The sequence below is a fragment of the Paenibacillus sp. SAFN-054 genome, from assembly GCF_051966755.1.
Classification (GTDB): Bacteria; Bacillota; Bacilli; order Paenibacillales; family Paenibacillaceae; genus Paenibacillus_AQ.
Genome location: NZ_JBQCKS010000001.1, coordinates 2487398 through 2508212, shown reverse-complemented (window position 1 = coordinate 2508212; position 20815 = coordinate 2487398). Strand labels below are relative to the sequence as shown.

The 20815-nt window shown below is 51.9% G+C and carries 17 protein-coding genes and 1 pseudogene; 17 read left to right on the top strand and 1 reads right to left on the bottom strand.

Going from position 1 to position 20815, the window contains the following annotated elements; translation table 11 throughout:
• Nucleotides 1–114 precede the first annotated feature (114 nt).
• The 5 genes from secD (at nt 115) to ACTHPM_RS11375 (ending at nt 6434) form a co-directional block, all read left to right on the top strand.
• Entirely contained in the window at nt 115–1386 is a 1272-nt protein-coding gene (gene secD, locus ACTHPM_RS11395; protein ID WP_440395278.1) for a protein translocase subunit SecD, read from the top strand.
• Complete coding sequence (gene secF / locus ACTHPM_RS11390; protein ID WP_440395277.1) at nt 1376–2281, top strand: protein translocase subunit SecF; 906 nt, start codon at nt 1376–1378, stop codon at nt 2279–2281. Before secD ends, secF begins: the two co-directional genes overlap by 11 nt.
• 186 nt (nt 2282–2467) lie before the next feature.
• On the top strand, nt 2468–3418 hold the full coding sequence (locus ACTHPM_RS11385) for a cation diffusion facilitator family transporter (RefSeq protein ID WP_440395276.1): 951 nt from the start codon (nt 2468–2470) through the stop codon (nt 3416–3418).
• 54 nt (nt 3419–3472) lie between these two features.
• Complete coding sequence (recJ, locus tag ACTHPM_RS11380) at nt 3473–5875, top strand: single-stranded-DNA-specific exonuclease RecJ (protein WP_440395275.1); 2403 nt, start codon at nt 3473–3475, stop codon at nt 5873–5875.
• Nucleotides 5876–5915: 40 nt separating this feature from the next.
• Nucleotides 5916–6434 (top strand): adenine phosphoribosyltransferase, encoded by a 519-nt coding sequence (locus ACTHPM_RS11375; RefSeq protein ID WP_440395274.1) that lies wholly within the window; start codon nt 5916–5918, stop codon nt 6432–6434.
• 243 nt (nt 6435–6677) lie between these two features.
• On the opposite strand, the gene uraA is transcribed toward ACTHPM_RS11375, so the two are convergent.
• A complete protein-coding gene (gene uraA / locus ACTHPM_RS11370) occupies nt 6678–7982 on the bottom strand; it encodes a uracil permease (protein ID WP_440395273.1) in 1305 nt (434 codons plus the stop codon).
• A gap of 278 nt (nt 7983–8260) precedes the next feature.
• Between uraA and ACTHPM_RS11365 the strand changes: the two genes are divergently transcribed.
• The 12 genes and pseudogenes from ACTHPM_RS11365 to ACTHPM_RS11310 all read left to right on the top strand — a co-directional run bounded on the left by ACTHPM_RS11365 (nt 8261) and on the right by ACTHPM_RS11310 (nt 20715).
• A complete protein-coding gene (locus ACTHPM_RS11365; protein ID WP_440395272.1) occupies nt 8261–10438 on the top strand; it encodes a RelA/SpoT family protein in 2178 nt (725 codons plus the stop codon).
• Between the two features lie 38 nt (nt 10439–10476).
• Complete coding sequence (gene dtd / locus ACTHPM_RS11360) at nt 10477–10926, top strand: D-aminoacyl-tRNA deacylase (RefSeq protein WP_440395271.1); 450 nt, start codon at nt 10477–10479, stop codon at nt 10924–10926.
• A gap of 61 nt (nt 10927–10987) precedes the next feature.
• Nucleotides 10988–11146, top strand: coding sequence for a hypothetical protein (locus ACTHPM_RS11355; protein WP_440395270.1), 159 nt, complete (start codon nt 10988–10990; stop codon nt 11144–11146).
• Nucleotides 11147–11350: 204 nt separating this feature from the next.
• On the top strand, nt 11351–11857 hold the full coding sequence (locus tag ACTHPM_RS11350; protein ID WP_440395269.1) for a type 1 glutamine amidotransferase domain-containing protein: 507 nt from the start codon (nt 11351–11353) through the stop codon (nt 11855–11857).
• 88 nt (nt 11858–11945) lie between these two features.
• The gene (locus ACTHPM_RS11345; protein WP_440395268.1) at nt 11946–12425 is read left to right on the top strand and encodes a hypothetical protein; all 480 of its coding nucleotides are present in this window, start codon (nt 11946–11948) and stop codon (nt 12423–12425) included.
• 647 nt (nt 12426–13072) lie between these two features.
• Nucleotides 13073–14338 carry a histidine--tRNA ligase gene (hisS, locus tag ACTHPM_RS11340; RefSeq protein WP_440395267.1) on the top strand — a complete coding sequence of 422 codons (1266 nt, stop codon included), beginning with the start codon at nt 13073–13075 and terminating at the stop codon, nt 14336–14338.
• A gap of 21 nt (nt 14339–14359) precedes the next feature.
• Nucleotides 14360–16144, top strand: a complete 1785-nt coding sequence (gene aspS, locus ACTHPM_RS11335) for an aspartate--tRNA ligase (protein ID WP_440395266.1) — start codon at nt 14360–14362, stop codon at nt 16142–16144.
• Nucleotides 16145–16168: 24 nt separating this feature from the next.
• Nucleotides 16169–16924, top strand: a complete 756-nt coding sequence (locus ACTHPM_RS11330; RefSeq protein WP_440395265.1) for a tRNA threonylcarbamoyladenosine dehydratase — start codon at nt 16169–16171, stop codon at nt 16922–16924.
• A gap of 155 nt (nt 16925–17079) precedes the next feature.
• A pseudogene (locus ACTHPM_RS11325) lies at nt 17080–17296 on the top strand (NCS2 family permease); the annotation flags it as partial.
• A gap of 128 nt (nt 17297–17424) precedes the next feature.
• Nucleotides 17425–18384, top strand: a complete 960-nt coding sequence (locus tag ACTHPM_RS11320; RefSeq protein ID WP_440395264.1) for a 3'-5' exoribonuclease YhaM family protein — start codon at nt 17425–17427, stop codon at nt 18382–18384.
• Nucleotides 18385–18412: 28 nt separating this feature from the next.
• Entirely contained in the window at nt 18413–18817 is a 405-nt protein-coding gene (locus tag ACTHPM_RS11315; protein WP_440395263.1) for a hypothetical protein, read from the top strand.
• 347 nt (nt 18818–19164) lie between these two features.
• Nucleotides 19165–20715: an ABC-F family ATP-binding cassette domain-containing protein gene (locus ACTHPM_RS11310; RefSeq protein ID WP_440395262.1), complete on the top strand. Its 1551-nt coding sequence runs from the start codon at nt 19165–19167 to the stop codon at nt 20713–20715.
• Nucleotides 20716–20815: the final 100 nt, after the last annotated feature.

Below are 20815 nucleotides of genomic sequence, written 5' to 3'. Positions count from 1 at the left end.
TAGAGGGGGAAAAGGCCGCTAAAATATAGAAACGACAAATATTGATAAATTGACTGCATTTTGACGCATGGCTATAATAGGAATATTGAGAACGAAAGGGGAACTAGGAACGGCATGAAAAGATTTGCTACATTTATTATCGTCGTGCTCGTTGCGGTGGGAATCATGGCCTGGTCCACACCGGAATTGCTTGATCGCGTCCGGTTAGGCCTTGACCTTAAGGGAGGCTTCGAAATATTATATGAAGCCAGTCCACTGGAACAAGGGCAAAAGGTTACGAAGCAGTCCCTCACGCGTACGGCAGAGAGCCTGGAAAAACGGGCGAATTTGCTGGGTACAAGCGAACCCGAGGTGACAACGGAAGGCACGAACCGCATTCGCCTTAAAATCGCGGGCGTGACCAACGAAGCCGAAGTGAAAAAGAAGATGAGGGAACCTGCTTCGCTGACTTTCCGCAGCGCGGAGGGTTGTAAGGCACCTGACGCCAACGCGACGCCAAAAGATAAATACTGCAAGGTAGAGCTCGTCGGCAGTGATTTCGTCGAGAACGGGGCTTCTGTCGGATATAGCAGCTTGAATGAACCGGTTATCGATATCAAGGTGAAGGACAAGAAGAAATTCGCCGACGTTACGAAACGTTTGATTGGACAACCACTGGCTATTTTCCTTGATGAGGAAATGCTGTCGGATCCGACGGTTCGAGCTGAACTGACGGACGGCAAAGCGCAGATTTCGGGTAGCTATACGATTGAAGAAGCTAAGAAAATCAGCGATACGATCAACCTGGGCGCCCTGCCACTGAAGCTGACCGAGAAATACTCGCAAAGCGTAGGCGCTACCTTGGGTAAACAATCGCTGAACAAGACCATTGAGGCCGGTATTATCGGTTCGATCGTCATCTTGATTTTTATGATTGCCATGTACCGTATTCCAGGCATTATTGCCAGCTTTGGCCTCATCGTGCATACCTGGCTGTTGATTCTGGTGTTCGTGTGGGCTGACTTTACGCTTACGCTGCCGGGCGTAGCCGCATTTATTCTCGGTATCGGTATGGCGGTCGACGCCAACATTATTACGAACGAACGGATTCGGGAAGAAATACGCAACGGCAGAAGCGTCATGTCTTCGGTCAAAGCGGGTAACAAATCCTCCCTGCGTACGATTCTCGACTCGAATATTACGACCATCATCGTTGGAGCGGTCATGTTCGCCTTCGGTACAGGTGCCGTTAAAGGCTTTGCGCTCGTATTGATCGTCGAAATCGTGCTGAGTATCCTGACCAACGTGTATTTCACCCACTACCTGCTTAGCCTGCTGGTGAAAGCTGGGCTGCTGAAAAAACCGAAGCAGTTCGGGGTAAAGGAGAGTGAAATCAATGCACTTTAAAAAGGAATTTAACTTTGTGAAGATGAGCAAAGCTGCGTTCATATTCTCGATCGTGATCACGATTGCGGGTATCATCGCGCTTGCCTCTTTCGGTCTGAACTACAGCGTTGATTTCCGTGCGGGTTCGAACGTGGACATGAAGCTTTCCGAAAACCTGACGAAGGCACAAGTTGAACCGATTCTTGAAGAAATCGGCATCGGCAAGGATGCACACATCTCTCCCGGCGACAAACGCATGAACATCCGTTTCACGAAAGAATTGACCGAGGACCAGGATGCACAGCTCAAAGCAGCCATACAAAAGCTCGACAAAACCGCTTCATTCGAAGTGAATACGGTCGATCCGGAAATGGCAAAGGAGCTCGGGCGGAACGCAATCTACGCCGTTCTCATCTCCTGTATCGGGATCATCATTTATGTGAGTATCCGGTTTGAATGGCGCTTCGCCTTGGCAGCCATTATCGCGCTGCTGCACGATGCCTTCATGGTTGTGGCCGTGTTCTCGATCTTCCGTCTGGAAGTCAGCCTGACCTTTATTGTCGCAGTGCTCACAATCATTGGTTACTCGATCAACGATACGATCGTTATCTTTGACCGAATCCGCGAGAACCTGCGATTCGGCAAGCAGAAGACACGCGAAGATCTGACGAATCTGCTGAACCATAGCGTCAACCAAATGCTGATGCGTTCCTTGTATACGGCATTTACGGTATTCGTCGCTGCGTTCTTCCTGTTCTTATTCGGAGGAGAATCGATCAAGATGTTCTCGCTTGCCATGGTTATCGGCTTGATCTTCGGCGCCTATTCTTCGATTTTCATTGCCAGTCCGCTGTGGCTATTCCTTAAATTCAAGCAGAAACCAAAAGGGAAAGCGGTAAAGCCTTCCAAAGCCTAAACTAAAGTTGTACAGGTGAAAGCCGCGTCTCATGCGACGCGGCTTTCAATCTGATAAAGAACCTTCCATGTGTAAACTCATTCATGGCTCATTCCGCTCGAAGAATTGGATGTCATACGTTATTTCATCCATTTCATAGAATAGAATCGGCATGTAGGGACTGCCGGAGAGGAGGCAAACATGAGTATGCAACGATCACATTCTTCCGATACGGTCACCTGGACAGGGATGATCGGTGACTTGTCACTTGCTGTTTTTAAAGGATTTGTAGGATATTTTTCGGGCAGCAAGGCTTTGCTGGGCGATGCCTTGTATTCCGCCTCCGATGCTGTGTCTGCTCTTAACCGGCTTCTTCCGCAATTTTCGTCCGTGAAGGGGCGGATCGCAAGCAAACAGACGAACCGGGCGAACCGAACGGAACCCGTGTTTTCGATTTTATTTGCAGTGCTTGTGTTGATGGGTGGGCTGCAGATTGCAGTAGCTTCCGTACGTGAGATCGCATCCGGGAATATTCATGTGCCGGCTACGTTCGCAGTCATTGCCATATTCGTGTCGCTGGCGGTAAAAGAGGCGATGTTCCAGTTTCAGTATCGTCATTCGAAAAAGCAGGGGGACGGTCAGCATACGGCCTATGCGGAAGAGCACCGTTTCAGCCTCTATACGTCGCTCACCGTGTGCGTGGGCGTGCTGTTGTCTGTATTAGGAGATAGCTTCGGCTGGACCGCCATGATGTATATGGATCCCGTAGCGGCGCTTGTTGTGGCAGTTCTGGTCATTCGGAAAGGATATTTTCTCATCGTGAATTCCGTTTACGGTTCTTTGGTTCAGGAAACCGAGCAGGAGGATGCCATCAGCTTTATAGAGACGGTTCAGCGCGTGCATGGCATCATTACGGTCGATGATCTGAAAGCCCGGGAACAAGGGCATTACGTCACCGTCGATTTGCGGGTCAGCGTGAATCCCCGGATAACGGTGCAGGAAGCGAACGAAATCGCCGAACGGGCTAAAAAATTGCTGATGCATCGGTTTGTGCATATCAGCGATGTCAATATTCAAGTCGTTCCTTATGATCCCGGTTATCCGTATAAATCGAATCATCAGCTTACGGATAATGAAATGCCGACACTGCTTCAATAGACATCCACAGCGATGCACCCGAATGACTGGCAGGGAAAGAAAGGTGAAAAACGATTGTTTGAATCAAAATATAGTTGGCAGGCTCAGGCGGTCCGTAAGGACACGGCGCAAAGCCTGGCAGAAACGTTATCCGTTTCTCCGCTTACCGCGAATCTTCTGGCTTCCCGGGGGATCAGCACCGCGGAAGAAGCGGGCATGTTCCTGAATGGAAACATGGAGGCGCTGCATGATCCATACCTGCTTCTCGGCATGGAAAAAGCGGTGCCCCGGATTCGGCAGGCGATTGAGAACGAGGAACATATTCTCATCTACGGGGATTATGACGCGGACGGGGTTTCCAGCACGTCGCTAATGATCTATTTTATGCGTTATTTGGGAGCTTCTTACGATATATACATCCCGCATCGTTCCAACGAAGGGTATGGTCTTCATAACCATGCGCTTGATTGGGCGAATCAACAGGGAGTTACGTTGGTCATCACGGTAGACACGGGCATCAGTGCCGTCGACCAAATCGCATATGCGAATTCTTTGGGCATGGACGTCATCGTTACGGATCACCATGAGCCACCGGACGTGCTTCCGGATGCTTATGCGCTGATTAATCCGAAACAGCCGGGATGCCCTTATCCGTTCAAGGGTCTCGCAGGCGTCGGCGTGGCCTATAAATTGGCGCAGGCCGTACTTACGGATCCGCCAATAGAGTGGACGGAAATTGTAGCCATCGGAACGATCGCCGACCTGATGCCTTTAACCGGCGAGAATCGCATTCTGGTCAGCCGCGGTCTGGAGTGTATGCGGCATACCGCATTTCCAGGGATTAAGGCTTTAATGGAGGTCAGCGGGATTACGATGGGAACGGTCACCTCAATCAACGTTGCCTTCGGCATGGCACCGCGTATCAATGCCAGCGGCCGTCTGGATCATGCGGGTTCAGCTGTAGCGCTCCTGACAACGGAAGATACGCAAGAAGCGCAGCAGCTGTCCTATGCGCTGGATGAATTGAACAAGGAACGGCAGCAGGTTGTCGAGACAATCGTTCAAGAGGCACTGCTCCAGCTGCAGGATAAGATGGCAGATGGCTCCGTACCGGACGTCATCGTGCTGGCAGGAGAAGGATGGAATGTCGGCGTGGTGGGGATCGTGGCCTCCAAAATTCTGGAGCGCTATTACAGACCGGTCATCATTCTGGGCATTGATCCCGAAACCGGCATGTGCAAAGGTTCTGCAAGATCCATCCCGGGGCTCGACATATACGAAGCCTTGACTTCCTGCAAGGAACTCATGGATCACTATGGCGGCCACCCTTCCGCAGCAGGCATGAGCTTGGCGCGAGAGCAACTGCCGGCATTCGAGTCCGCCTTGAACCGTTTCGCATCAGAGGTCATGAGCGAAGAGGATTATCTCCCGGTTACGATGACGGATGGGGAGTGGACGCTCACCGATGTTCCGCTACCCGTCATTGATGAGATGGAGATGCTGGCCCCATTCGGCATGTCCAATCCGGTCCCCAAGTTCGTGTTCCGGGGAACCCAGCTGGTAGAAAAGCGGAAGATGGGGAAAGAAGGAAAACATCTGAAGCTGGTTCTTCGGCAGGGAGGAGCCAAGATCGAAGCCGTTGCCTTTGGACGCGGCGATCTGGCCGATCTGCTGGAAGAAGGCATGACGCTGGACATACTCGGGGAAGTATCCGTGAACGAATGGAACGGTGCTAGGAAGCCGCAGCTGATGCTGCAGGATATGCAAATCACCGGTCCACAGGTGTTCGATTTGCGTGATTCCAAAGAGCCGTGGGGAGAAATTCAGCGCGTATACGACCGGATCTCGCCCCATATGCGGCTGGATCCGCGTCATATCGCTGCGGTGTTTGATCCCGACATTGAAAGTTCACCTAAAATGCAATTGAATGATTGTACCCTTTGGGTATATGATAAGAAAGCTGGAATTTTGGCATATAACCAGGCGGCGAAATCTTACGGCACGGACCAGATTACGACGTTGTTCATGCTTCATGTGCCGGAATCCACGGATCAGCTTGATGCGCTCCTGGCTTCGTTCAAGAATCTCTCCAATGTGTTCCTTCTTCACTCGGGAAGGAAGAAGGCAGAGCAGCTGACCATTCCGGATCGCGAACAATTTAAACTTCTGTATGTTTTGTTGATGCGTCTCGCTGCAGAACCGATCCGGGAGCAGGAGGCACTCGCGAGACTTAGTCAGCAGTCTTCCTCGAGCCTTCGCATGGTAACGATGATGATGGATGTCTTTGAAGAGCTATCGTTTATTGAACGGCGTGATGGACATATCGTGATGATTCCGAAGCCGCCGAAACGCGAACTAAGCAGTTCCTTACACTTTTCCAGACTGGGGAGTCTGGCCGAAATGGAGCAGCATTTGCTGTATGCTAGCACTTCACAGTGTACCCGTTGGTTCATATCCCGCTTGGAAGGTGCCAGCTAGCGCATGACCGTTTTTGCATAATTTTTAGGAGGAGATTATTTTGGATTATAAAGAGTACATTCGGGTGATACCTGATTTCCCGCAACAGGGTATCAGCTTTAAAGATATTACGACATTGCTTCAGGACGGGGAAATTTACAAGAAAGCCATCAACGAACTTAAAGAGATGGTTTCCGCGCTGAAAATCGATGTCATTGCCGGACCCGAGGCACGTGGATTTGTGGTTGGAGCTCCTCTGGCCTATGCGCTTGGCGTCGGCTTCGCACCGATCCGCAAAAGCGGAAAGCTTCCTTATGAAACCATCGAGGTCGGATATGACCTGGAATACGGCAAAGATCGCCTGGCGATGCATACCGATGCCATCCGCAAAGGGCAAAATGTGCTGATTGCGGATGATCTGCTGGCTACCGGAGGCACCATTGCCACTTCTGTGGACCTGGTCAGACAGCTCGGCGGCAATGTGGTTGGTGCTGCCTTTCTGATTGAGCTTTCGGCCTTGAACGGGCGTGCCAAGCTTCCTGACGTTGAAGTATTTTCCTTGATGACATACGAAGACTAGGAGAACAGTCTCCCACTCTTTCGGGAGGTTGTTTTCCCGGGAAATAAATACCTTTAGGTCGACAGGGCCTGAAGGTGTTTTTTTATTTTATGAGAGTTATATGGACTTAAAACAGTAATGAATGATAATCAATAAAGCATGCAAGTAACAAGGTATATGGTATGGTAATGATAAAATCAAAATGAAGAGCCGGCAGACACCCTGGCAGGGGCCTGTCCGGCTCTTTTTCATGTATGCAGCGGATCAATCAGGAGTTTTCTCGACGAGCTCATCGTCTTTTTCGTTGGAGAGGCCCAGTACCTCAATCAGTTTGAAGAACAAGCTCAGCACAATGCCGACGATCGTGGCCAGCGCCATGCCCTTCAATTGCACGCTGCCGATATTCAACTTGGCGCCGCTGATGCCCACGACGAGAATGATGGTGGCCAGGATCATGTTGGTCGGTTTGGAGAAGTCCACTTTCTGTTCCACGAAGATCCGTAAACCCGAAGCTGCGATGACACCGAACAACAGCAGCGATACGCCTCCCATAACCGGCTCGGGAATGTGGGCTATCACGGAAGAAAAGGTACCTGAGAAGGATAGCACGATGGCGATAATGGCAGCTCCGCCAATGACGAACACGGAGTAGACTTTGGTGAGCGCCATGACGCCGATATTTTCGCCGTAGGTCGTATTGGGAGTAGATCCCACAAATCCGGAAATAATGGTTGAAATGCCGTTGCCCAGCAGGGAGCGGTTCAAGCCAGGGTCCTTAGAGAGATCTTTGCCGACGATATTGCTCGTCACGAGCAAATGTCCGATATGCTCGACAATAACGACGAGGGAGACGGGAATGATGGTGAGGATGGCACCGAGCTCGAACTTAGGTGTCGTGAGGGTAGGTGTCGTCAACAAATGGGCGCTTGCGATTGCACCTTTATCGATCATGCCCGGCATAAAGTACGCCATGACATATCCTGTTACAATACCAATCAGGATGTGGATGATTTTGGGGAAACCGCGGAACAATACGGCTCCGATAACCGTTACGCCAAGTGTTGTCATGGAGAGAATAACCGCATTGGAACTGAACCAATCTGCTCCAGCACCGCTTTTCGGAATAATACCTGCCATACCGGCAGCGACAGGGACAAGCTCGAGGCCGATGGTAGCGACGATGGCGCCCATGGCTGCGGGAGGGAATACAACATCAATCCATTTCGTTCCTGCAAATTGTACAATAAGCCCAACCGCTACGAAAATGACGCCAGTGACGATAAAGGCCCCGAGTGCTAGCGGGTAGTTATCCGTGGTTCCAGCGAGAACAAAAAGTACAGGAGAAATAAAGGCGAAGCTTGAACCGAGGTAGGCGGGGATTTTTCCGCGGCAGATGAGAATGTACAGCAGTGTTCCGATTCCGTTCATAAGTAAAATCATACCGGGATCTACGCCGAACAGGTTAGGCACAAGCACCGTACTGCCGAACATGGCGAAGAGGTGCTGCAGGCTGAGAAGGAATCCCGGACCGAAAGGAAGCCTTTCATTTACTTGAATTTCGCGTTGCAATGAGCTCACTCCCCATTTAAAATTTATCGTATCTCAAATTGCATTCAATCTAGATTAGCCAAGAAACCGACATTTTTCAATCATTTTTTTAGTGAACAACCAAGAAATGCAAAAAAGTGAAGTTTGTTGCCGTCAGCCTTTCCTGATCCTGGTAAGAAATGTTGACGTAGAGCCCTTCAAGCGTCATAATTATATAAAATCTTGTTTGAACAGGGAACCTGCTAAAGAGGATCGTCAGCGGGTTCTATTTCATATAGAAGGGAAACGGAAACGACTAGATGGGCATAGAGCGATTACTTGAAAAGGCTGGAGCCTATATAAAAGAGCCAGATTTGGAGCGCATCCGGGAAGCCTATCATTTCGCGGATCAAGCCCATCACGGCCAGGTCCGCAAATCGGGCGAGCCCTATATTCTGCATCCGCTTGCGGTTGCAGATATTGTCGTGAACCTGATGATGGATACAACCTCCATCGTGGCCGCGCTGCTGCATGATGTCGTTGAGGATACGACCGTATCGCTGGAGGAAATCCGTGATAAGTTCGGCAACGCCTGTGCGATGCTGGTCGACGGGCTGACCAAACTGGAACGCATTCAGTTCCGTTCCAAGGAGGAGCAGCAGAACGAAAACTACCGCAAGATGTTCATCGCCATGGCGCAGGACATCCGGGTGATCGTGATCAAGCTGGCCGACAGGCTCCACAATATGAGAACGCTGAAATACCAGTCCGAGGAAAGCCAGCGCCGCATTGCTTACGAAACGCTGGAGATTTTCTGTCCGATCGCAGATCGGCTCGGTATATCGGCGATCAAGAGCGAAATGGAGGATTTGTCCCTTCGTTACTTGAATCCGCAGCAATATTACCGTATTGCCAATTTGATTCACAAAAAACGCGCTGAGCGCGAGCAGTTTGTCGACACGGTCATTTCCCGCATCCGCGAGAAGCTGGATGAAATGGGCATCGACGGCGATTTGTCCGGCAGACCGAAGCATATTTACAGCGTTTTTAATAAAATGACGACAAAGAACAAGCAGTTTAACGAGATTTACGATTTGATCGCCATCCGGATTATTGTGGACAACATCAAAGACTGCTATGCTACGCTCGGAATCATCCATACGCTTTGGAAGCCGATGCCCGGACGTTTCAAAGATTACATCGCCATGCCGAAGGCAAACATGTATCAGTCCCTGCATACAACCGTCGTCGGACCGAACGGGGAGCCGACCGAAGTGCAAATCCGTACCACGGAAATGCACCGGACGGCGGAATACGGTATCGCAGCACACTGGGCATACAAGGAAGGCACGACCCCAGGTGGGAATTTTGAGAACAAAATGACGTTCTTCCGTGAAATTCTGGAGCTTCAGCACGAAGCGAAGGATGCCTCGGAGTTTGTCGAGTCCTTGAAAATGGACTTTTTCTCGGATCTGGTCTTTGTGTTCACGCCGAAGGGGGAGGTCATTGAGCTTCCTTCGGGATCGGTACCTCTGGATTTCGCTTACCGCATCCATACCGAAGTCGGCAACCGAACGATTGGAGCGAAGGTGAACGGACGGATCGTGCCGCTGGACCACCGCCTGAAAACTGGCGATATCGTCGAAATTTTAACCTCGAAGCACTCCTACGGACCAAGCGGGGACTGGCTGAAGATCGCTCAGTCTTCCCATGCGAGAAGCAAGATCAAGCAATGGTTCAAGAAGGAGAAACGCGAAGAGAACGTCGAGAAGGGACGCGACATGGTCGAGCGCGAGCTGAAGAGCCGCGGCCTCGATGCGTCCGAATGGACGACTGACGACAAGCTGCTGGAGGTCGCGAAGAAGTTCGCCTTTAACGATGTTGATGACATGCTGTCGGGCATCGGCTTCGGCGGCATTACTGCCGCACAGATTTGCACCCGCCTTACCGAACGCCTCCGTAAGGAGCAGGAAGAAGCAAGCCTGCTGGAGCTGACATCCGAGAAGAAGGAAATCAAAGTTCCTTCGGAGAAAAAATCGCGCCCGACCAATGGCGTTCGCGTCAAAGGCATCGATAATCTGCTCGTTCGCTTTGCCCGCTGCTGTAATCCGGTACCGGGCGACGAAATCGTCGGTTATGTGACCCGTGGACGCGGCGTGTCCGTGCACCGGACCGATTGCCCGAACATTCCGGCCGCAGGCGACGGCGAAGAAGCCGCTCGCGTCATCGAAGTCGAATGGGAAACCGAAATCGAGGCAAATTACAGCGTCGACATCGAGATTACGGGACATGACCGTAACGGCCTGCTGAACGAGGTTCTCCAGGCGGTATCGGAGAGCAAAACGAATATTTCGGCGGTCACCGGCCGTTCGGATAAAAATAAAATGGCACTGATCCACATGACGATCCTCATCCGCAATACCGACCACCTGCATGCGGTCGTGGAACGGATCAAGCGGGTCACGGATGTATACACGGTGCACCGCATCATTCAGTAATTAGAAGTTTCAGGTCAAAAAGGAGCGTAGCATACAGCATGAGAGTCGTCGTACAGCGCTGTAAGGAAGCGAAGGTCACTGTGCATGGGGAAATCACGGGGGAGATCAGCCAAGGGCTTATGGTGCTTGTCGGCGTGACCCATGAGGATACGGAAAAAGACGCGCAGTATTTGGCGGATAAAGTGGCCGGGCTGCGAATTTTTGAGGATGAGGAAGGCAAAATGAATTTCAGCGTGACGGATGTGGGCGGAGGTATCCTGTCCGTATCGCAGTTTACATTATATGGCGATTGCCGCAAGGGCAAGCGCCCGAATTTCATGGCTGCGGCCAAGCCTGAGGCGGCGCTCGCTCTCTATGAGTGCTTTAACCGGGAACTGGCGGCAAAAGGCCTTGAGGTGGCAACCGGGCGTTTTGGGGAAATGATGGACGTGACGTTCACCAACTGGGGACCGGTCACGCTGATCATCGACAGCAAAACGACGGCATAGAATCCCGGCATCAGGGGAATGCTGATACTATAACAGCAAGCACCTGAAGGAGCCGTCATCTATGCGACAATCCTCCCATGCAATCGCATTGAAGCTAGTCCCGCTGATTCCGCTCGAATCGGCCAAAGAAGCCGTCCGGCTGGAGCGTGCGGGCGAAATTCCTTTCCCTTTATGGAACGGCTACCGCAAAGGGAAAGGTTCGCCCTACCTGATGCGATAAGCCGGATGAACAATCAAAAAAGCAGGTTTCCTTACGTCCTACCCCATTGTCAGGTTGATGAACAATGGAAGGGCCAAGGGAGCCTGCTTTTTTGGTTCCTCGAAAGGCTTAGGCCTTGCGCAAAGTTGCGGAGCCCTGTTATAAAGCCCATTCTTTAGGGTAATAACAAAGCGTGGACAACAACCTGAAAGGAGATCGACATCCATGAGTAAAGTTGCTTTTTTACTGGCTAACGCATTTGAAGATTCTGAAATGAAAGTTCCCTATGACGAAGTGAATAAAGCAGGTCATGAAACGGATATCATCGGCCTCCAGAAAGGCGAAACGTTAAAAGGAAAAAATGGCGAAGCCAATTACACGACGGATAAATCCATTTCCGAGGTCAATCCTGCTGATTACGATGCAGTCGTGATTCCTGGCGGTTCTTCTCCTGAGAATCTGCGTCTGGATCCAGACATACTCACATTCGTAAAAGAAATGAACAGCTCGAAAAAGCCGATCGCGGCAATCTGCCACGGCCCGCAAATTCTGGCAAGCGCCGATCTGCTGAAAGGTCGCACGATCACTTCTTATCCGCCGCTTCAGGACGATATGGTGAATGCAGGCGCAGAATTCAAAGACGAAGAGGTCGTTGTAGACGGCAACTACATTACTTCACGGACTCCAAAAGACGAACCGGCCTTTGTCCGGGAACTGCTGAAAGTGCTGTAAGCCATCATACGGAGTGCTTTGAAGCTGAGCCTATGAATCATTATGTTGCAAGGATTGACCCAATCCTAAATTCGAGGAGGTAATGATCATGACGAAGCAAATTCAAGCTTACTTCAAGACAGAGGACGACGCGGAAACGGCAAAAACCAAATTAATCGGTACGCGTACCGAGCATTTGGAGGTCAGCCGTTTAGCCACGGGAATCGACAATGACAGGCGAGTCCTGCTTCCGATCGCTCCCGCCAATATGGTCGGAAACATGAATACAGGTGGCGCTGTCGGAGCCGGAGGCGTGCCAGGCATTGCTTATACCGCTCCGGTCGTGCCGTTGGCAGACGATGAAAACGACCTTTATCGGCAGAGCGAAGATACGCCGCCCGAGGAACGCGTGACACGCCGGGATACGAACAATGACGAGCCGTTGTTCGGCGTTGCGGACGCCACCCCGAATCCGGATGACTTCGGTGACCTGGATTATGTGCTTTCCTGCAAAGTAGATGATGCCAATTATGAAGACGTCGTGAATAAGCTGCGCACGAGTGGCGGCTACGTCGAGATCTTCGATTAAACCGGGAGCTCTCCATCAGCCGCAAGCTGTTGGAGAGCTTTTTTACGGGTATATATTTAAAAGCGCTTTCTTGTTTGTAATGTAACTGTAATATTAGCTTCATGATCCCTTAATATAGCCTGTTTATAATAACAGCATGACCCCCTTTTTTAATATATAACCTTTTGGACCTACAATACGGATTGTAGGTTTTTCTTTTGCGTTGGGCTTGACTTTAGTACAGCGGTTCATTACAATCTAAAAATAATCTAAATTTGATTCGATGACGGGACCAAGTAGTTCGCGCCCCACCATACAGAGAGGAATCCCTTAGGCTGGAAGGATTCTATGGATGACCGGATGAATGACTTCCCCGAGAACAGGCGGCGAAAGCAGATCAATCTTCGTGCAAGGAGAAAGATCATGTGATTAGACGCACTGCGCGGAACGGGCGTTAATCGTATGAAGCGGATCGCAGCGGCTTGTAAGCTGCATATCCGGAATGTGGGTGGCACCACGGGTGATTGATCAAGTAACAATCCCTCGTCCCTGTTTGCTTGTTGAAGCAGCGGGGCGGGGGATTTTTTGTCATATCCTGATAGCAACCTCATGCTTTGATAAGTCTTGCTTAGCTATAGAAATAGAACAATTTGAGTGGGGGTAGAACCATGGCTTACCAAAAACCGACAGGTACCCAGGATTTTTTGCCTGGTGTGGTGGAAAAGTGGCAGTTCGTCGAGGAAAAAGCCAGAGACTTGTGCCAGCGTTTTAATTATCGCGAAATCCGCACGCCGCTGTTCGAGCAGACAGAATTGTTTGAGCGTGGCGTTGGCGAGACGACGGATATCGTCGAAAAGGAAATGTATTCGTTTAAGGATAAAGGCGACCGCAGCATGACCCTACGTCCAGAAGGAACGGCAGGCGTCGTTCGCTCTTACGTGGAGAATAAGCTGTACGGAGAGCCGGATGTGAGCAAGCTGTATTACATCGGACCGATGTTCCGTTATGAACGTCCGCAAGCGGGACGGTACCGCCAGTTCCATCAGTTTGGCATCGAGGCATTCGGCGCGGTAGATCCGGCAATCGATGCAGAAGTCGTGTCGCTCGGCTATCAATTTTGCAAGGAGCTTGGCCTGCAGGGCGTCAAGGTGGAGATCAACTCCGTTGGCAACCCGGCTAGCCGCGCGGCCTACCGTGAGACGCTTCTGGCGTTCTTGACCCCGATGAAGGAAAGCCTGTGCAAGGATTGCCAGTCCCGGATGGAGCGCAATCCGATGCGCGTGCTGGACTGCAAGGTGGATCAGGATAAGTTCACGAATGCACCTTCGATTCTGGACAGCCTGGATGAGGAATGCACGACCCACTTTGAGCAGGTCAAGAAGTACCTGACCGATATGGACGTGGATTACGTCGTCAACCACCGCCTTGTGCGCGGACTCGATTATTACACGCACACGGCGTTTGAATATAAAGCCCAAGGCATCGGCGCGATCGATACGATCGGCGGCGGCGGGCGCTATAACGGACTCGTCAGCGAGATCGGCGGACCGGAGCAGCCGGGTATCGGTCTTGGGCTGGGTCTGGAGCGCATCCTGCTCATTCTGGAAAAGCAGGAGATCGATTTGAAGGCGGTCAAACCGCTGGATGTATATTTCGTGGCGCTGGGCGAAGCGGCGGATCGCGAAATTACGAAGCAGCTCTATCTTGCCCGCAAAGAGGGGCTGTCCGGCGAACGCGATTATTTGGGCAGAAAAATGAAAGCCCAAATGAAATCTGCGGACCGCTTCCACGCCAAAGTGACGGCAATTCTTGGCGACGATGAGCTGGAGCGGGGAGAGATTGCCCTGAAGCTCATGGTTACCGGCGAGCAGCATACCGTGAAGATCAGTGAACTGGTGACAAAATTAAGAGAATTCGCCGAAAAGGCGCAATAACCGAAAAGGGGTATGAGAAACATGCTTAGGACTCATCAATGCGGAAGCCTGACGACAGGCCATATTGGAGAAATCGTAACACTGAACGGATGGGTACAGACCCGCCGCGACCTTGGGGGCGTATTGTTTATCGACCTTCGTGACCGCAGCGGCATCGTGCAGGTCGTGTTCAATCCTGCTTATTCCGGCGAGGCGCTGGCTATCGCTGATAAAGTACGCAGCGAGTATGTGCTGTCCGTATCCGGTAAAGTTGTACAACGTGACGCCGAAACGATCAATCCGAATCTGCCGACCGGTCAGATTGAAGTTCAAATTACCGAGATCGAAGTGCTGAATTCCGCCAAAACGCCTCCTTTCTTCATTGAAGACGGCGTGGAAGTCGATGAAGCCCTGCGCCTGAAATACCGTTACCTGGATCTGCGCCGCCCGGAAATGCAGAAGACCCTTTTGCTTCGTTCCAAGACATCCAAAGTGTTCCGCGATTTCCTGGACGGGGAAGGCTTTATCGAGGTGGAAACACCAATCCTTACCAAAAGCTCCCCGGAAGGCGCGCGCGATTATCTGGTGCCGAGCCGCGTGCATGATGGCGAATTCTTCGCCCTGCCGCAATCTCCTCAGCAGTACAAGCAGCTTCTGATGGTGGGCGGCCTCGAACGCTATTTCCAAATCGCCCGCTGCTTCCGGGATGAGGACTTGCGCGCTGACCGCCAGCCGGAGTTCACGCAGGTCGACATCGAGACCTCGTTCCTGGACCGCGACACGCTGCTTGACATGATGGAGAAGCTGATGGTCAAGTTGTTCAAGGAAACGGTCGGCGTCGAGCTGGCTACGCCTTTCCAGCGCCTGACTTATGCCGAAGCCATGGACAAATACGGCTCGGATAAACCGGATCTTCGTTTTGGCCTCGAATTGATTCAAGTCAGCGACCTTGTCGCGTCCAGCGGTGTGAAAGTGTTTGCTTCGGTCATCGAGAAGGGTGGAGAGGTCAAAGTGCTGAACGCCAAAGGCTGCGGCACATGGAGCCGTAAGGAAATCGACGATCTGGGTCCATTCGCTGCACGTTACGGCGCCAAGGGGCTCGCTTGGATTCAAGTGAAGGAAGGCGAATTCAAAGGGCCGATCGTGAAGTTCTTTGCGCCTGAGGAAATCGAAGCCTTGAGAGAGCGCACCGGAGCCGAAGAAGGCGACCTGTTGCTCTTCTCCGCCGACAATAAAAAGGTTGTGGCCGACGTGCTTGGCGCGCTGCGCCTGAAAATCGGCAAACAGCTGGGATTGATCAACGAAAACGAGTTCAAGTTCGCCTGGGTGGTCGACTTCCCGCTGCTGGAGTGGGATGAAGAGGAGAAACGTTATGTAGCTCTGCACCATCCGTTCACCCGTCCACGCGATGAAGACCAGCATCTGTTCGATACGGATCCAGGACAAATTCTGGCCCAGGCTTATGATATTGTGCTGAATGGTTATGAAGTCGGCGGCGGTTCCATGCGGATCTACAAACGCGACATGCAGGAAAAAATGTTCGCTGCCCTTGGAATGTCGCCTGAGGAAGCAAAAGACAAATTCGGTCACCTGCTCGACGCGTTCGAATACGGCACGCCTCCGCATGGCGGCATTGCCTTCGGTCTGGATCGCCTCGTCATGCTGCTGGCCGGCCGCACCAACCTGCGCGAAACGATCGCCTTCCCGAAAACGGCAAGCGCGACCGATCTGCTGATGGATGCGCCGTCGCCGGTCGACCAAGCGCAGCTTGAACAGCTTCATATCAAACTGGCGAAAAAGCCTGAAGATAAAAAGGCGAATGCCTAAGAAAAAGGGAGGCCTCCATACTCGATGCTCAACCAATTTTCCCGTACGGAACTAGCCATTGGACCGGAAGGTCTGGAAGCCATGAAGAACAGCACGGTGGCGGTGCTCGGTATCGGCGGTGTGGGCTCCATTGCGGCGGAGGCCCTTGCCCGCACGGGCGTCGGCAGATTGATCCTGATTGACAAGGATGTCGTGGACATTACGAACATCAATCGTCAAATTCATGCGTTGACCACGACGGTCGGCCAAAAAAAAGCCGATCTGATGGTCGAGCGGATCAAGCTGATCAATCCCGAGTGCGAAGCGATCGCGCTAAATATGTTCTATACCGAAGAAACCTGCGAAGAGCTCTTCAAATATGATCTGGATTATGTGCTGGATGCTTCCGATACGGTTTCCTACAAAATCCATCTGATCAAAGAATGCCTTAAACGCAAAATTCCGCTCATCTCCAGCATGGGCGCCGCGAACAAAATGGACCCGAGCCGTTTCCAGGTGGCGGACATTTCCAAGACGACGGTCGACCCGATTGCGCGAGTTATCCGTACGAAGCTGCGCAAGGACGGTATCAAAAAGGGCGTGAAGGTCGTATTTTCGACCGAGGAGCCGATGAAGCCGCGCGTCGACGTGACGGAAAAAATCGTGCCCGAAAACGCGCCGGCCATCCGCAAGGCAAAGCAGCCTCCGGCGAGCAATGCTTTCGTTCCGCCTGTAGCCGGCCTGATCATGGTCAGTGTTGCCGTGAAGGATTTGCTGAAAAAAGCCGGCATCGAGGTATAAAGACCGCTTTTATGCGGAACTCGAAAGGGATACAATCATATGGCGTGAATGGCCGTATATAACGGCGGTCACGCCTTTTTCTTTCCGGCTTATGGTAAAATTGCTGCGTTTGCTAGACTTTGAGGGTAAGAAGAAAGAGAAGGTTTTTTGCAGGGATGGATTTTAGCAGTCTGACGGAAGCTTTTCCGGCAATTTTGATCATGGTCAGGATGCCTTTCACATACAGTATTGTGGACGGCATGGCTTGTTGAATTCATCGCTTATTCAATTTATTCGTAAAGCTGGCGCGGGGACAAGGCAGGAGGCTTCTAATGTGCTTTGTGCATAGCCGCCGTATTCGCAGCCAACTTCATGCTGCTTGACTTGTTATAGAGCAGGCCAATCATATTCGGGGAAACGGGGCCGCTTGTTCTTCCATAAGCCGGTCCCTTGCTTTAAAGTGCAAAACATTGGTTTTGATTGCAGGATTCGCTCGCAAGATTTGGGGAGGAGGAATGACATTGACACTTATACAATCATTCACGGAAGGTCAGGATGTAACAGGGTATTATCTGCTCAAGTCAGCCATGGTCAAGCAAACGAATTCCACGCCGCCCAAGGACTATCTGGATATTATTCTTGCAGACACCAGCGGGGAAATTTCGGCTAAATATTGGGACGCGTCCGCGACGGACAAGGAAACCTTTTTCGCGCCGATGCTCGTAAAGGTTCGCGGCGTGGTCCAGCTATACCGTGACCGTCTGCAGTTCAAGGTTAATAAAATTCGTCCGGCAACCGACGAAGACGGCTATAACATTACGGAGTTCGTCCGCGCGGCTCCGGTCCCGCCGAACGATCTCGTATTCGCCATTAAAAATGCGGCAGCCAGCATCCAGGACGTGGAACTGCAGGTGATCCTCGAGCATTGCTTTGAAAAAGTCGGCGATAAATTGATGCATTATCCGGCTGCAAAAGGAATGCATCATGCCTTTTACGCGGGACTTGCCTACCATATGGTGCGGATGCTAGAACTCGCCGAATTCGTTTGCAAGCAGCGCCCGTTCCTGAACAGGGATCTGCTGGTTGCAGGCATCATCGTCCATGACATTGCCAAGACGGAGGAGCTTACAGCGGAGCTTGGGATTGTCAGCGAATACAGCTTTACAGGGAAGCTGATCGGACATATTCCCCTTGCCGCCGGCTGGGTGACGGAAGCCGCATTGGCTAACGGTATCGACGTCAACTCGGAAAAAGTCGTGCTTTTGCAGCATATGATCCTCGCACATCACAATTTGCCGGAATGGGGAAGCACCGTACAGCCCCAGATTCCGGAGGCGCTGGCGCTGCATTTGATCGATCAGATGGATGCCAAGCTTCAGGCGGCAGAGGATGCCATCTCCATGATGCCGTCCACGGAGCAGTGGACCGCACCTGTTCGGGCACTGGAGAACAAGGCGTTTTACCGGGCTAAAGGCGAATAGGACATCACAGCATGGGAGCGAACCTACGGTGACAGAACAGCATAATGACGCTCCGCACAAGACATTCCGGCTGAGCAGGGGAAGCCGCCGGCATGCATCCGGATCAGGGGAAAGCGGCAGTCCGGTTTTTCCGCAGCTGAAGGATCAGCTCCGGCAGGCAGCAGACATCATGCGTGAGATGGACCAAACGGTTCCTGCCCCGGTGCTTTGCTTCCTGCCCGGATGGACGCCAGGCACCAGAGTGAGACACAAACAGCATCCGGAATATGGCACCGGCACGATCCTGCGGACGACGTCCGGCGGCTTGTCTGCCTACTGCCGCTTCGATCAGTTCTCCATCTCGGCCGAGGGCTGGACGCCATCCGGATACTATCGTCTGAGCCAGCTTGAAGTCGTCCGGGTTGTTGACATCAAGGAACGGATTCCGTTATAATTTTTGCGTGAAGACGGCATGGATGGTGTCATGCATCAGTCTGATCATCATTTTAACGATATGAGGTGGAAAGGGAATGGAAATATTATCGACTGTTCTAAGAAGAGATCTGCATTAAAACGGGAGAAGTCTGCCCATTTTAAGCCATCTCGAGAACAGTTGATATGATCCGAATCCTTTCTTACTCTGCCATAGCATCAATGGGTAAGGTGTATTCGCCTTACCCATTTTTTTATGCCTGAAGCAGATGAACGATAAGAAATATGCTTCTTTCCCATTCATAGCTGCTGATTCTCCGGATGGCTTCACTTGTAAACGAGTTGAAACCAAAAGGAGAGATCATGATCATGAGTATTCTGAATGTAACCGATCTGACGCATATGTACGGTGATCAGATAACGTTCCGGCAAATGAATTTTCGGCTGCTGCCGGGAGAACATGCCGGGCTTGTAGGCGTCAACGGCGCAGGCAAATCCACTTTATTCAGGCTGTTAACCGGCCAACTGCTACCGGACGAGGGGACGATCGAATGGGCATCACAGGTGCAGGTCGGCTTTCTGGAGCAGCATATCGAACTGCAGGCCGGCATGAACGTCAGGCAGTATCTTGAGAGGGCCTTTGTCCAGCTGTTCCAGATGGAGCAGGAGCTCAACGCGATTGCCGAACGGCTGGGTGATGCGGGCGATCAGCTGGATGTGCTGCTTCGCAAATACGGAGAACTTCAGGCAGCCTTAGAGCACCATGAGTTTTACCAGATTTCCTCCAAAGTGGAAGACATCGCTTCGGGACTTGGCTTGACCGAAATCGGACTAAACAAAGACGTCAGCAAGCTGAGCGGCGGCCAAAAAACGAAGCTCCTGCTGGCCAAACTGCTGCTTGAAGAGCCGCAGGTGCTCCTTCTGGATGAACCGACCAATTATCTGGATCAAGTTCATATTGAATGGCTTACCGGTTATTTGAAACGTTACAGGCATGCCTATATCGTCGTATCTCATGACGAGCATTTTCTGAATGAAATTACGACGGTGATATTTCATTTGTCCCATCAGAAGATGAAGCGCTATGCGGGAAATTATGAGTTTTTCAGAAAAGAGCTGGCACTCGGCCGGACCCAGCAGCAGGCTGCGTATGATAAGCAGCACAAGGAGATCGGAAAGCTGGAGGCTTTTATCGATAAGAACCGGATTCGGAAAGCCAAACAGGCCAAGAGCCGCGAGAAGATGCTCTCCCGGATGGTGAGGGTAGAAAAGCCGGAGGAGGGACCGGCACCCCGATTCTCGTTCTCCGTTCCGGGTACCGCGGCAGGCGCAGCGGTGTTCGACACGAAGCAGCTGAAAGTCGGCTATGACAAGCCGCTGTTCAGGCCTGTGACGCTGAAGGTTCGCAGAGGCGATAAAATTGCGATCGTCGGTGAAAACGGGGCTGGCAAGTCCACGCTGGTGAATACACTGCTGGGGCAGATGAAGCCCCTTGGCGGCGAACTGAAGGCCCACGAGCGGCTGACGGTCGCCTATTACCGCCAGGAGGACACGGCGCCGGATGAGACGCCGATGGAGAAGGTCTGGTCGCTGCGACCTGACTTAACGCAAAAGGACATTCGGAAGGCGCTGGCCATGTCAGGATTGACAGCGGAGCATATCCGCAAGAAGATCCGGACCCTCAGCGGCGGAGAGCAGGCTAAAGTACGGCTTACGGAGCTGATGCTTACGCCATGCCATCTGCTGGTCCTGGACGAACCGACGAACCATCTGGATATCAGGGCCAAGGAAGCGCTGAAGAAAGGTTTGGCGGATTTTAAAGGCACCATTCTGCTCGTTTCACATGAACCTGCCTTCTATGAGGATTGGATCAGCGATGTGTGGAAGGTAGGAGAGTGGCGATCGGACCTGCTGAAGTAAGCTATCGGCGGGCGCAGCGAATGAGCGAAGCTCCGTTAGAAGATGTCCGCACCAACCGGACATCTTCATTTTGGAAGGGATGGCTGCTGCGGCTGTTTGA